The 13,383-nt window shown below is 62.6% G+C and carries 11 protein-coding genes; 6 read left to right on the forward strand and 5 right to left on the reverse strand.

From position 1 onward, the window contains the following. The first annotated feature begins 64 nt into the window (after positions 1–64). From HNQ39_RS19875 to HNQ39_RS30655, 6 genes are all read left to right on the forward strand, one after another. Positions 65–1,180 (forward strand): Gfo/Idh/MocA family protein, encoded by a 1,116-nt coding sequence (locus HNQ39_RS19875; protein WP_184200788.1) that lies wholly within the window; start codon positions 65–67, stop codon positions 1,178–1,180. Further along, positions 1,180–2,121: an ABC transporter ATP-binding protein gene (locus HNQ39_RS19880; RefSeq protein WP_184200791.1), complete on the forward strand. Its 942-nt coding sequence runs from the start codon at positions 1,180–1,182 to the stop codon at positions 2,119–2,121. The genes HNQ39_RS19875 and HNQ39_RS19880 overlap by 1 nt, the downstream gene beginning before the upstream one ends. Further along, a complete protein-coding gene (map, locus tag HNQ39_RS19885; RefSeq protein WP_184200794.1) occupies positions 2,075–2,884 on the forward strand; it encodes a type I methionyl aminopeptidase in 810 nt (269 codons plus the stop codon). Before HNQ39_RS19880 ends, map begins: the two co-directional genes overlap by 47 nt. Positions 2,885–2,964: 80 nt before the next feature. After that, positions 2,965–3,390: a hypothetical protein gene (locus HNQ39_RS19890; RefSeq protein ID WP_184200798.1), complete on the forward strand. Its 426-nt coding sequence runs from the start codon at positions 2,965–2,967 to the stop codon at positions 3,388–3,390. Positions 3,391–3,528: 138 nt separating this feature from the next. Beyond that, a complete protein-coding gene (locus HNQ39_RS19895) occupies positions 3,529–4,809 on the forward strand; it encodes a glycosyltransferase family 4 protein (protein ID WP_184200801.1) in 1,281 nt (426 codons plus the stop codon). Further along, on the forward strand, positions 4,806–5,894 hold the full coding sequence (locus HNQ39_RS30655; protein ID WP_184200804.1) for an aspartyl protease family protein: 1,089 nt from the start codon (positions 4,806–4,808) through the stop codon (positions 5,892–5,894). Before HNQ39_RS19895 ends, HNQ39_RS30655 begins: the two co-directional genes overlap by 4 nt. Here the strand turns inward: HNQ39_RS30655 and HNQ39_RS19905 are convergent. From HNQ39_RS19905 to HNQ39_RS19925, 5 genes are read right to left on the reverse strand one after another with little or no spacing between them, the layout of a single operon-like run. After that, positions 5,891–6,760, reverse strand: coding sequence for a permease-like cell division protein FtsX (locus tag HNQ39_RS19905; protein WP_184200807.1), 870 nt, complete (start codon positions 6,758–6,760; stop codon positions 5,891–5,893). The two genes, HNQ39_RS30655 and HNQ39_RS19905, sit on opposite strands and share 4 nt — an antisense overlap. Then, a complete protein-coding gene (gene ftsE / locus HNQ39_RS19910; RefSeq protein WP_184200810.1) occupies positions 6,757–7,446 on the reverse strand; it encodes a cell division ATP-binding protein FtsE in 690 nt (229 codons plus the stop codon). The genes HNQ39_RS19905 and ftsE overlap by 4 nt, the downstream gene beginning before the upstream one ends. 28 nt (positions 7,447–7,474) lie before the next feature. Continuing rightward, positions 7,475–9,304: a DUF1501 domain-containing protein gene (locus HNQ39_RS19915; protein WP_184200813.1), complete on the reverse strand. Its 1,830-nt coding sequence runs from the start codon at positions 9,302–9,304 to the stop codon at positions 7,475–7,477. Between the two features lie 35 nt (positions 9,305–9,339). Next, positions 9,340–9,951: a Uma2 family endonuclease gene (locus HNQ39_RS19920; RefSeq protein WP_184200816.1), complete on the reverse strand. Its 612-nt coding sequence runs from the start codon at positions 9,949–9,951 to the stop codon at positions 9,340–9,342. 4 nt (positions 9,952–9,955) lie between these two features. After that, entirely contained in the window at positions 9,956–13,075 is a 3,120-nt protein-coding gene (locus tag HNQ39_RS19925) for a carbohydrate-binding protein (RefSeq protein ID WP_184200819.1), read from the reverse strand. Between the last annotated feature and the right edge of the window lie 308 nt (positions 13,076–13,383).

Below are 13,383 nucleotides of genomic sequence, written 5' to 3' on the forward strand. Positions count from 1 at the left end.
TGAAACGGGGATTGAAATCCCCGCACACAGCAGGAAAACCGTGGTCCATGTCGAACCTGAGAGTATGTCTGACCTGCGACCCGTGAAATTTGGCGTCATTGGCTGCGGAGCGATCTCCGGAGCCTACTTCAACGCCACAAAGCTCTTCCCCACCCTCTCTATCGCCGCCTGCGCCGACCTCGATCTGGCCCGTGCCGAGGCCGCCGCAGAGAAAAATGGCTGCCGCGCCCTCTCGGTCGATGCGCTTCTCACCGACCCGGAGATTGAGATTGTCATCAACCTGACCATTCCCAAGGCCCACTATGCGGTCACCAAGGCAGCGCTGGAGGCGGGTAAGCATGTCCACCTGGAGAAGCCTCTCGCGGTGACCTTTGAAGAGGGTGCAGCGCTGGTCGCGCTGGCCAAAGAGAAAGGGCTACGGCTCGGATGCGCCCCGGATACGTTTCTGGGTGGCGGGCACCAGACCTGCCGTAAGCTAATCGACGATGGCGCGATTGGCGAGCCCGTGGCGGCGATGGCGACCATGCTCTCCCGCGGCCACGAGACCTGGCACCCCGCGCCGGAGTTCTACTACAAGCCCGGCGGCGGCCCGATGCTGGACATGGGCCCGTACTACCTCACCGCCCTGGTCAACATGCTCGGCTCGATCAAGCGCCTCACGGGTAGCACGCGAACGACCTTTGCCCAGCGCACTATCACCAGCCAGCCGCTCAATGGGACGGTGATCGATGTCGAGGTTCCCACCCACTACTCCGGTGTGATCGACTTTGCCGGCGGCGCAATCGCACAGATCGTCCAGAGCTTCGATGTCTACGGCGTCCCCCCGTTCTCGCCCATCGTGGTCTTTGGCACCGAGGGAACCCTCGCCGTGCCCGATCCCAATGGCTTTGGTGGCCCGGTCAAGCTCAAGCGCGGCAAGGACGACTGGACCGAGGTTCCCCTGACTCATGGCTATACCAACAACAGCCGCGGAATTGGAGCTGCCGATATCGCGGTCGCCATCCAGACGGACCGTGCGCATCGCTGCTCGGGCGACCTTGCCTGCCACGTGCTGGAGGCCATGATCGGCTTTCACACCTCGTCGGAGAGCGGCACCCACTACGCCATGCAGACCACGGTCGAGCGCCCCGAAAGCCTCCCCGCCCTCGCGGCGCTTCCTGTGTCTGCACTGCTCGGCTAATGCCTAACCTGGCCCTGGAAACCCACCAGCTCCGCAAGGTCTACTCTGGCGCCCCGCAAGCGGCGGTCGAAGCCCTCGACCTGAGTGTCCCCGAGGGCGCGGTGTTTGGGTTTCTAGGGCCCAACGGGGCAGGCAAGACCACGACTATCGGGATGCTGCTGGGCAATGTCCGCCCCACCAGTGGCTCGGCGACCGTGCTCGGAAAGCCGATCGGAGACCGCAACACGCGGCGCTCTATCGGCTACCTCCCCGAGAAGTTCCAGTTTCATGAGTTTCTGACCGGCACCGAGTTTCTCGACCTGCACGGGCGGCTCTATGGGCTTGACGCCGCCACGCGCAAGGCCCGCATCCCGGAGGCACTGGAGCGGGTTGGGCTCGGCGAAAAAGCCAAGACGCCACTCAAGGCGTTCTCCAAGGGCATGCAGCAGCGCGCCGGACTGGCGCAGGCCGTGCTCCACAAGCCACGCCTCGTGATCCTCGATGAGCCAACCAGCGCCCTTGATCCGCTCGGTCGGCGCATTGTTCGCGAGCTGATTGTCTCGCTCAAGGAGGAAGGCACTACCGTCGTGCTCAACTCCCACCTGCTCTCAGAAGTGGAGACGACCTGTGATTTTGTGGCGATAATCCGGCGCGGACGCGTGGTCAAGCAAGGGACACTGGCGGAGCTGACAGCACAACCGGCCTCAGTTGTGATAGAGTTGGAAGGCATTTCGGAGAGGCAGCTTCTGGCGGCACAGGCCTTTGGTCCCGTGGAGCACACGGACACGTGGCTGAGAGTCGAGACTGAGGCGACCGCCGCGCTGGTGAGTGCGCTCGTGGGAGCCGGTGCGCAGGTGCGCGCCGTGACCCCGGCCCGCCAGAGCCTGGAAGATGCCTTTATCCGATTGATGGAGGATGGGACAGACAGTGGCTCAGAAGTGGACAGTCAAGACGCCCGGTGAGATCGAGGCGATGCGGGCAACAGGAATCGCGCTGGCAGCGGCGCTGCGGACGATGCGAGATGCAATCGTGCCAGGAAAGACCACAACCGGAGAGCTCGATGAGATCGCGGGTGAGGTGCTCAAGCGCTACGGGGCAAAGTCGGCCCTGCTGGGCTACAAGCCGCCCTGGACCGACGATATCTACCTGCACAATAGCTGCATCTCCGTGGGCGATGAGGTCATTCACGGGGTCCCCAACAAGAAGCGCAAGCTCCGCGAGGGGGAGCTCGTCAGCCTGGACATGACCGCCGAGCTCGATGGCTGGTGCGCCGACTCGACCATCAGCACGATTGTCGGGAAGAAAGTGCTCCCCAAGGCCAAGAAGATCAACCAAGTCACGCGCGAGGCGATGTACCTGGGGATCGAGAAGGCGGTCGCGGGCAACACCATGCGCGATGTCTCCTGGGCGATCCAGAACCATGTCGAGAAAAACGGCATGAGCGTCGTCCGCGAGCTGGTCGGGCACGGGATCGGCCGCGAGCCCCACGAAGACGGCCTCGATGTCCCCTGCTTTGTGGGTAGCGACGCCGACAAGACCGTGATTCAGCTCGGGATGACCTTCTGCATCGAGCCCATGGTGATCTTTGGCAAGCACGAGGTCGCGCATATCGAAGAAGACCCCTGGACCATTGTCTCCCAAGACGGCACGATTGCCTGCCACTGGGAACACACGGTCGCGGTCACGGAGAACGGCCCCGTTATCCTAACCCTTCCGCCGAAGTAGCGAACTCAATCAAGCCGGAACAACGAGTGTTCCGGCTTCAGAGGGCGACGGCTGCCTTCGCAGCCAAGAGAGTGTTCCTGTTGAACTATACAGAGTACGAAGTTGGCTTGATCGGCTGGCTAAAAGATGCCTCCGACGAACATTGTAGACGTTTCGGTTTGGATTTACTTGATCGAACCTACGAGAAGACTCAACCCAATCTTCCTAAGGAATCACTCACTCTCATCGCCCGTATTGTCACCAAGGTAAAAGACGCGCCCATCGAACACTTGTCTGCGCTGTACTTTAATTTGGTTGACGAGGTAGATCGACTGTATGACGAGGTCGTAAATTTTGAAGACTGCGATGACTCACAATTCAGTCAACTCAGAGATGTTGTCGCAGGATGGGTTGGCTACAGAGAAACAGGAGCCCGAAATAACCTGACAGGGATGGGGGTTGCTTTCCTGACACTTTTCGATTGGGAGCTAGATGGCGATTGGAACTCGTCTGAGATACTCGCATAGATTGAGCACCAACGACGAGTTCTTCAAGACTAGATCTATTTCATCAACAACGTTGGAACAAATCTGTCCCTGACAAGCGTGATCCGAGGGCGACACACGATTGCCCACATCGGCGTGAGAATCGGGTAGTATCTAGCCATGCGGCTGGTCTATCTCACGACGGGAACAGGGAGCTTCTACTGCGGGAGCTGTATGCGGGACAATGCGCTGGTGCGGGCGCTCCGGGCGCGCGGCCACGATGCGTTGCTCGTGCCGATGTACCTTCCGCTGACCCTGGATGAGGCGTCGGCAGCAGACAACGTGCCGGTGTTCTTTGGAGGCATTAATTCCTATCTCCAGCAGGTCTCACCGCTCTTTCGCAAGACGCCGCGCTGGGTTGACAAGCTCTTTGATGCGCCGGGGATGCTGGCGGCGGCAGGTAAGCGCTCGGGGATGACGCGGGCAAGTGAGCTGGGGCCGATGACACTCTCCATGCTCCAAGGCGAGGAGGGCAACCAGGTCAAGGAGCTGGAGCGCCTGGTTGCCTTCCTCGCCGATGAAAAACCGGACTGGGTGGTTCTCTCCAACGCGCTCCTGATCGGGATGGGCCGCCGGATTCGCGAGGCGACCGGCGCGAAGATCGCCTGCACGCTCCAAGGCGAGGACGGTTTTCTCGATGCTCTCGGTGCCCCCTACAGCGAGCAGTGCTGGAAGCTGATTGGGGAGCGCGGCTCGGAGTTCGATGCTCTGATCCCCGTCAGCCACTACCACGGCGGTCTGATGCAGCGCCGCGCGGGGCTGCCGTCTGAGCGGCTCCACGTGGTCTACAATGGGATCGACCTGACCGGCTACACACCGCGCTCTGTGCCGCCACAAGAGCTGACACTTGGCTACCTCGCCCGGATGTACGAGCCCAAGGGCCTGGGAACCCTGGTCGATGCCTTCCTGCTCCTCGCGCCACGCGTGCCTGCGCTCCGGCTCGCGGTGGCTGGCGCTCAAGTGGGCTACGACCCGACCTATGTCGCCCAGCTCACCGCCAAGCTGACCGCAGCTGGCCTCGGCGACCGGGTGCGCTGGCTCCCCAATATCAGTCGCGAGGAAAAGATTCAGTTTCTACAGAGCCTGACCGTGCTCTCGGTTCCCGCGACCTATGGGGAGTCGTTTGGGCTCTACGTGATCGAGGCACTCGCCGCAGGAGTACCCGTGGTCCAGCCGCGCCACGCGGTCTTCCCCGAGCTCCTCGCCCAGACCCGCGGCGGCCTCCTCTACGACCCACTCACCCCGGCCGCCCTCGCCGACGCGCTGGAGTCTCTCGTCACCGACCCACAAGCGGCGTTCGCCCTCGGGGCGGAGGGGCAGAAGGCGGTCTTTGCCCGGTTTGGCGTGGACACGATGGCGCAGGGAGTGGAGGCCGCTCTCCGTCACGGAGCCGCCGGGTGAGCGAGCGCCTCCGTGCGATCCGACAAGGAACCTATCTCTTCCTTGAGGCGCAGCGGGCGGGCCAGAAGCTCCTGCTCTGCCTCGACTCCGGTGCGGGTATCCATGTTGTCACCCCCGATGCCGCCGTGCGCCTGGGAATCTACCCGACCAACACCGACGACCGCCCGGTCACGGGTACGGCAGCGACAGTCAAGGCCCGCTCGCTCAAGCTCACCAACCTGACCCTGGGCACGACCGCTCTCGCGGACACCGATGGTGTGATGGTTGCGCTCCCCGCTTCCCTCGGTGGGGATGGTCTCCTTGGCTACCCGCTTTTTGCCCAGCTCGCTGTCACGCTGGACTACGAGGCAGCGACCGTCACCCTCACGCCCTATACCGCCTTCACGCCGCCAGCCAACGCGGCCAGCCTTCCCCTGCGGATCGTGGGAAATATCCCGCAGGTTGAGGTGCGCCTCGATGGCCTCGCCGCCTGGGTTGAGCTCGACACGGGCTCTAGCGGTGAGCTCGACCTCAACACGCCGTTTGTGGTCAAGAATGAGGTGAAGGAGCGCTATCCCAAGCAGATCGCCATGCCAACCGGCGTCGGGGTTGGGGGGGTGACCTACGGGGAGGTGGCCCGTGCGGAGCGGCTAGAGCTCGGCCCTTTCTCCCTCACAAAGCCCTTGGTCCATCTCTCGTCGCAGAAAAGCGGGGCCGATGCGTCGTCCAAGGTGGATGGTAGGATCGGGGGGGAGATTCTCTCCCGGTTTCAAGTGACCCTCGACTACGCCGGCAAGCGGCTCTTTCTCACCCCCAACACACGCTTCGCGGAGCCATTTGTCTTCTCCCGCTCAGGGCTCCTCCCGATCCGTGAGAGCCTAGACTGGGTGGTCTTCCATGTACTCCCCGACTCCCCCGCCAGCGACTCTGGCATCCAAGCCGGCGATCAGCTCCTCCTCGTCGATGGGCGCTCTGCCGCGCGGCTGACCGCCTCGGCGCTCAATGAGCTGCTCCGACGGCCCACGGGCACCAAGATTCCCTTGCTCCTGCGCGCCCCGAGTGGCCGCACCCGCCGCGTGACCCTCACCCTGCGCGAGCTTCTCTAGCGGCCCAGATAGCGGTGGACACTTAAGAGCGCGCCACCCGCGCCCAGCACTCCGCCCCCAAGAATCAGCGAGGCCGCGACCTTGGGGAGGCTGACCGGCTCCAGGTAGCTCGCCAGGAGGGGAATCGCGGCGGTGAGGGTGTTGGTGTAGTGCAGCAGCCCTGCCAGCGCTAAAGTGGCAAGGATCCCGCCGACAACCCCATGGAGAAGCCCTTCGATAAGCATCGGGAGGCGGATAAACCCAGGAGTCGCCCCGACAATCTTCATGATCTGGATCTCACGCCGCCGCGAGAACACCGAGAGCCGGATGGTATTCACGACCACCACCAGCGCCCCCAGCAAGAGAAAGCCTCCCCCTAAGAGCCCGAGGTTACGGATAAACTCCGCGAGCCGCACGACGACCTTGAGCTCCTCCTCTGGCACATCGACATTCTCGACCTCGCCCATCCAGCTCCGAATCTCCGCCGCGATCCCCGCGGTCTGCTCGGCGCTTCGGAGCTTCACCACAAACGTATCGGGCATGAGGTTCGGGAGGCCCTCGGTGTCGATTGGCAGGCTCTTCGACGCGTCTGCAAAGGCATCGTCACGGGAGCGGTAGGTCACACCAGCGACCCCAGGAAGGGCACGTAGCTTCTTTTCGGTCGACTTGAGCGTTTCCGCCGTCAGCTCTGGCCGACAGAAGACCCGCATCTCAAAGGCATCGACCGTGCGCCGGCTCATGCTGCGTAGCTGCACAAAGGTGAGGTAGAACGAGCCAATCAAGGTCAGCGCCACCCCAATCGTGGTCACCGCCGCGACCGTCATCAGGCCATGGCGACGGAGGTTGATGAGCGCCTCGCGTAGGAGGAAGGGGAAGGAGCGTGTCACTCGGCGTACCCGTACTGCCCCTCGGCATCGTCGCGGGCCAGGGTCCCTTTTTCAATCGCGATCACGCGACGCCGGAGCCGATCGACAGCATTCTTGTCGTGGGTCGCCACCACGACGGTTGTACCCTCCGCACTTACGGCTAAGAGCGCGTCCATGATCCCTGCACTGGTCTCGGGATCTAGGTTGCCGGTTGGCTCATCCGCAATCAGCAGCGGCGGCTTACCTACCAGTGCGCGTGCAATCGCCACGCGCTGTTGCTCGCCGCCGGAGAGCTGGGCGGGAAAGGCATCACAGCGGTGGAGCATCCCGACCTGTTCCAGGCGCTCCTTCACCCGCTGGCGAGCGTCTTTGCGCGGGAGTCCCAGCACCTCACAGGCGAACAAGACATTCTCCCAGACCGTGCGCTGGGGAAGCAGGCCGTAGTCCTGAAGGACGATCCCCATCTGCCGCCGGAGCGCAGGAATGTCTTTCGTCGCGATCTGGGTGATCTCGCGCCCCGCGACCGTCAGGCTCCCCTCGGTCGCCCGCACATCGGCGTAGAGTAGCTTCAGGAGCGTGGACTTCCCCGCCCCGGTCGGCCCCACCAGAAAGACAAAGTCCCCCGCCGGGATACTCAAGGAGACATCCGACAAGGCGGTCACCTTGCCGGTAGGATAGGTCACCCCGACCCGCTTCAGTTCAATCACGAGGGGCATTATATCGCCCCGTCGTCTCTCACACGGACTTCTTGATGTAGGTCAGCGGGTTGCGGTCGTTGCGGCCGGTCTGGCTACGCTTGGGAATGTCGCAGAGATAGAGCGCGGTGGCGTAGACATCGCCGTGGTTGGGAATGGCGTTGCGGTACTCCGTCTCCTTGGCGAGGCTGTAGCGAGCGCTGGACTTGTCGTTCCAGCCCACGGGGCCTTCGCCCGTCACCGGATGGAAATCGGGGTGGAGGGAGCCGTCGGGCAGGAGCGGAATCGCCTGCATGGTCTTGGTGCCCACGCGGCCCCACTGTGTGCCGCCCTTGACCTTGGGCCCAAGGAACGCCGCGCTGGTCACAAACCAGTGCTCCGAGATATCTTGCCCGTCGATCTTCTGTTTCTTCTCGGAGAGCGGCAGGTTGGACTTGATGATGTCATCGACATCGCCGTGGATCGAGCGCCCGAACTCGCTGGTCAGCACGATAGTCGTGTAGTCCCAGATCGGCTTCCCGGTCACTTTATGCGGCGTGTTCTTGAGCAGCTCCACCAGGGTCAAGAGCGGCTCCCAGAGCTCCTCTTTCAGCCCCGTGGTCTGGTCTGGCTGGCCCTTGGGAGTCACCCCATCCGCCGCCCAGAGGCTCTTGCGGTTGTGGTGGGAGTCGAAGTGCCGGATATCACGGGTCTCGATAAAGTACGAGCAGGAGAGGTTCTCGCGCATCAGCTCATAGGTCATCATTGCCTGGACATTAGTCGCCGGGCAGAACTTGGTGCGTGCCTTGTTCCCATTGACCGAGCGGTAGGTGATGAGCTCATCGACCGGCTTGACCTTGAACTTCTCCTTCAGCACCGGGTCGGTGAAGAGGCGCGAGAGCGCCCCACGGTCCAGCTTCTTCCCCTTGCTCGCCAGCGCACCGTAGATCTGCCGCGCCGAGTTGTAGCTCTTGATCGTCTCCATCTCCGCGTCTTTACGGAGCCCCGCGTGGGCGTTGTCCAGGAACTTTTCGATCTGCCGGTTGACCACATCGCTGGCGCTGCCCTGCATCCGCAACAAGAAGTCCCTCAGGTTGGCTGGAGTTCCCGCATAGATCGTGTGGGCATGGGCCGGTCCGAGTGCGTGGTAGTAGCCCTTGCGCCCCGTGTACTGCACCTCATTGAGCTCCCCGTCGCTGAGCCACCAGTGCCAGGAGAGATTCGGGAGCGCGTAGGATTGGCCGTAGACCTCCGCAAAGGCCTGCATCACGCTGCGCTCATCGGGCTCCCGGTCGGCCTGGAGCCGCAGGTCGTAGCTGCCCATGTGGGCCTTTAGGCGCTCGCCCGAGTGGAACTGGCCGGTGTGCATCGACGACAACACCGCCATCTCGGGGAAGAGGCTCTTGCCTGCCTCGGCGAGGTAGCCGTAGTTGATCTTCCCGTTCCACTGGTTGTCCACGCGGTAGCCCGGTTTGTTGAAGTCGAGGACCCGGTAGCGCTCCTGGCTGGTCTTCTCAAAGGGGAGGCGGGTCTTGGGGAAGATGTTGTTGTCGGTATCGAGCGGCGAGAACATGTCGTAGCTCTCCCAGCCGCCCTCGACAAACCAGTAGATCAGGTAGTGGGGATCGGCCCCCTCCGCCGCCTTGGCCTCCAGGCTCGCCGCCAGCGCCGCGCCTTGGTTGGGATCGCCGTGCTTGAGCAAGTACCCTAGAAAGTCTGCCGCTCCGAGGGTGAGCCCGGCAGTCGCGCCTCGCCGGAGAAAATCCCGCCGGGTCACGGCCCACGGGTTCACCGTCGGCTTGGGCAGCTCCGTGTCTAGAACCGAAGGGCCCAGCTCCGGGCACTCCGAAAACTCCACGGCCCCCTCTTCGATGTCGTGATAGTCGCTCATGATTGCTTTCCTGGACGAATCTTGCCCAAAGTGGTTCACTCCGTTGTGCGAGGTGGCAAAAGCGCACTCACCAAGATTGTCTGGCCCACTGCGGCGAGAGGCGCGATAGTCTCGTTTTCCTGATACACGCTCACCCTCTGGTACTTGCCCTCGCTGGGTTCACGGTGCACATGCAGCGTGCGCTGCACCAGATCTAAGGACCAGTATTCCACAATCCCGGCCCGAGCGTAGAGATTCGCCTTGATGCCGCGGTCAAAGTAGCGCGTCGCATCCGAGACTTCGATGAGGAGGCGAATGTCTTCGGGGCGTGGATTCGTCTCAGAGAACGCAGTGAGTGGACGGGAGAGAACAATCAAATCAGGTTCAGGTTCGCTGGTCGGGTTGTCTTCAGGTGCAACATTAATCGCAACGGGGCCCTCAACATAGAGATCACCAAAGACTTGGCGGAGGCAGATACACGTCAGGCTCAGGGCAATGGCATGGGGACGTTTCTGGGGCATTTTTCTGAGAATGTCTCCTTCGATCAGCTCGTACTTACCGGGCGTGAGCAGGCCATCGCGCTCGAAGCGCTCGCAGTCGGTGCGGGTCCAGCGGATGCGGAAGGGACGGGTGGTGTCTAGCTCAGGCTCAGAGGTCGTGGAGGGCATGATTTTATTTTACTCCCATGCGCTGATGAAGGGCGGAAAGCTGTGCGAGGCGTTTTTTCTTTGGGTCTGGAGCGAGCGGGGCGCTCACCGTACCATTGAGGTACTCTGGGGTGAGAACCAGCGCCTTGACCAGGGGCTTGAGGGCGTAGTTGCTCTTTGCCATCGCGCCCCAGAGACGCTGGTACAGACCGCGCTCGTCGGTCTCGGCGCGGAGCTCGCGACCAAAGTACCAGACAAAGTGGGTCTGGAGAATTGTCCTCAGGAAGCGCTCTTTCTGGGCCGCCTGGGTGGCAAACGCCTCTATCCCCTCGCCCTTGAACGGGTAGGCCGCTACTTCGTCGCGGTCCGAGCTATCGATCGGGAGCCCATACTCATCGTGCGCCCGGTAGTTGCCCTCGTCGTCCCAGTGCGCTCTCTGGTAGGCCAGCGGCGTCAGGACTTTGTGACACGTATAGCAGACCGACTTCGGGTCCGTGGTCGCCGATGCCGTGATCCCCTGGCGCGCTGTGACAATCTCATCGGGCACCTCAAAGACATAGCCCAAGAACTTCTCACAGACCTGCGCGGAGTAGTTGAAGTGCGGCAGGCTCGGCTTTCCCTGGATAAACCCACGCATGGTCAAGACCCCGGTCTTGCCGAAGTAGGCCGGGCGCTTTTGCTTCTGAAACGCCGTATCCACGGTGTAGTCCGCGGTCAGGAGCTCCTGAAACGGGCGGTTTTGCAGGGCGAGGTAGGTCCAGAGGCGCGCGGGCTCGTCCTGCTCGGGGGTTCCGTGGCTCTCGATATAGAGGCGCGTCCGGTGGAAGTAGAAATCGGTAAACTCCTTGGACGCAAGATACCCATCGACCAGCTTCTCCAAGGGGATACCCGCCTCGCACTGGGCCAGCTCGGTCTCGCTGGGTGTGCGCCCCACTAAATCCTGAGCGAGCTTGACGAGCTGGAGGCGCTTGCGGGTCTTGGGATCGGTCATGGTGGCGAGGGAGCGGGGGCGTGTAAAGAGAAAGTCCGGGTGGGCCATGAGCGCGCGGCAGAGCCCTTCCCACGCTGCCTGTTGTGCCGACAGGCGGGTGGTCTTCATCGTCAGCTTGGGCTGTGTCGGGTCAGCGAGTGCCACCCGTGGCCCGCCGATCTGGGTCCAGCGGAATGTCAGCTTACTCCCCTGGATGTTGTACGACGACGATGCATCCAACGTGATCGCCGCCCCTGCCTGGGCCACGAGGGGTGTACTGACCTGAACGATCGGCGAGGAGGCCTGGGCCTTCACCACGATGGGAACCCGGGTCTCGTTGTCGGCCTTTCCGGGGTAGACAATCGCCGGACGGTAGGCGCGCTGCGGGTCGTAGCCCTCGCCCGACGGTGGCGTAAAAAAGAGGCTCAGCGGCTTCTTGGAGCCGTCGCTGGCCAGGTCTTGCAGGAGGTCCGGCCCGACCGTGTTGTAGGGGTTGAAGCTCTCCGCAGGGAACTTGCCCCACTGCTCCTTGTTCTTCGCCTTCCCCGCCCGTAGCAAGATCGGTGTCTCGCTCCCTGGAACAAAGAGCCGCACCGCATCGGCGACCACGCGCTTGGCGGTGCCGTCGTTGCGAATCTCAATGCCGCCCTCCGTGCCAAACACAAACGACGACTTCAGGTCGGCATGGGCGCGGTTGTCGATACTCTGGTCGATCCAAAAGTGCGCCTCGCCCTTGGGCGGCACCGGCGGCGCGGGCGGTGTGGCAATCGCGCTGACGGAGTCACGGCTCACCACCTGCACACAGAGATCGCGGCAGAGGGTGCTTGGGGCGAGATTCTTCCCGGCGGGCCGCTTGCCTGCCTTCGGCGCCGCGGCGCGCTTCCAGAGAAACGTAACCTCGTACTTGCCAGGCTTTAGAACCTCCAGAGGGAAGGTGATCTGCGAAGCGCCTTTATTCTCGCTATTGTCTTCCGCGCTCGCGCCACTCAGCTTCCACGCACCCTCGATCAGCACGCCCGGCTCCCCCACCTTGAGGGTCTTATCAAGCTCTGCGCCCTTGATCCGCACCCCGACCACGCTCACATTGCCGTAGCTCTCCGCGTTGCTGATAATCACCTTTTGGCCCATATCGCCTGGGGCCAGTGTAAAGCTCCCAAGGTACTTCTCCGGCTGCTCCTCCGCTTCCTGATCGACATAGAGCGTCGTGAGCGCATGGTCATCGCCCCGCACCGCCACCCCGACCTCCCGGGTGACGTGCTGCCCGCGCTCATCGGAGACGGTCAGGGAGAAGCGGAGATCACTCGGGGCGGTCTGGCGCAGGCTCGCCTCGGAGTCCCGAACACTCTTCAAAAACGCCTGCGCCTCGGCCAGCTCCGGCGCGGTCGGGTCCCGGAAGAGGAGCTTTTTCCAGAGCCGCGTGATTCCCTCACGCTCGCTTGTCTGCTCCGTGAAGCCCACAAACGGCCCAGTTCGGTTGAGATAGGCCTTACTCGCCAGCTCCCGCGCCACCAGCTCGACACCACTGAGAAAAGTAGGAGAAGCCTTCGCGCTCTCGTCGAAGCGCTTCACAAAGTCCGCCCCGCCAAAGAGCGCGGCATTGTCCAAGAAGAGGTTCCGGTCCTCCCGCTCGCCATCGTCGGCAAAGATCGCCTTTGTCTTGCCGCGGAGCTGGCGAAAGGTCAGAAAGGTGTTGTCAAAAGTCGGCTTCTTCGCCCCAGTAAACGGCAGGGTCAGGTACGGTGGGAACTGCTCATCGGGCTTCTTCCCCGAGAGCGCCTGCTGGGCACGCACCCCCTCGGCGAAGTGGTCGAAGGCCGTGATCTGCGCCACCGTGAGCTTGTGCATCCCCTGCGGCGGCATGATGATGTTCTTATCAGTGGTGGTCACACGGTAGACAATGCTGGAGTGGTTGTCCGGGTCGAACTGCCCCTCGGCGACAAGCTTGAGAAAGGCGGTGTGGGAGTCGGCGGGCAGGAGCAGCTGCGACGGGTTCTTCTTCCCGTGGCACGGGGCGCACTGGCCCGTCAGCACCGGCCAGAGCTCTTTGGTAAATGTCTGCTCTAGCCCCCCCGGCCCCCGCTCCGCCGGGGAGTTCTGTGGTCGCGCCGGCACGCTTGCCGCCAGCGCGAGGCCACCGGCGAGCGCCGCTCCCAAAAACACTTGCTTCCTTGCCATAGGAAAATTATACCGCTGGATAGCCTTGACAACGCAAAAATTAGCGATAGCATAAAATCCAACTACATAACGCTACGGACAACGAAGGTTGCCGAATCGAAGGGGCTACTGAGAATTCAGAAGCCAAGTCGTGAGGGAGGCCAGAGTTTTCGCTGAATCAATCAGCGATCACTCTGGCCTCTTTTTTGTTTTTATCCCGGACGTTTACCGTCCATGAAAGAAAGACCGATGGATCTTGTCTATGTGCTGCTGACCCTTGGCGCGTTCGCGCTCTGTGGCCTCTACATCCGGGGCTGCGAGAGGCTCTG

The organism is Armatimonas rosea (assembly GCF_014202505.1).
GTDB classification, from domain to species: Bacteria; Armatimonadota; Armatimonadia; order Armatimonadales; family Armatimonadaceae; genus Armatimonas; species Armatimonas rosea.

What these genes read in the sequence shown, in the direction of transcription:
- HNQ39_RS19915 (WP_184200813.1), bottom strand. Translation starts at nt 9,304, where the DNA reads ATGAGCGACTATCACGACATCGAAGAGGGGGCCGTGGAGTTTTCGGAG.
- HNQ39_RS19875 (WP_184200788.1), top strand. Translation starts at nt 65, where the DNA reads ATGTCTGACCTGCGACCCGTGAAATTTGGCGTCATTGGCTGCGGAGCG.
- map (WP_184200794.1), top strand. Translation starts at nt 2,075, where the DNA reads ATGGGACAGACAGTGGCTCAGAAGTGGACAGTCAAGACGCCCGGTGAG.
- HNQ39_RS19925 (WP_184200819.1), bottom strand. Translation starts at nt 13,075, where the DNA reads ATGGCAAGGAAGCAAGTGTTTTTGGGAGCGGCGCTCGCCGGTGGCCTC.
- HNQ39_RS19920 (WP_184200816.1), bottom strand. Translation starts at nt 9,951, where the DNA reads ATGCCCTCCACGACCTCTGAGCCTGAGCTAGACACCACCCGTCCCTTC.
- HNQ39_RS19895 (WP_184200801.1), top strand. Translation starts at nt 3,529, where the DNA reads ATGCGGCTGGTCTATCTCACGACGGGAACAGGGAGCTTCTACTGCGGG.
- HNQ39_RS19880 (WP_184200791.1), top strand. Translation starts at nt 1,180, where the DNA reads ATGCCTAACCTGGCCCTGGAAACCCACCAGCTCCGCAAGGTCTACTCT.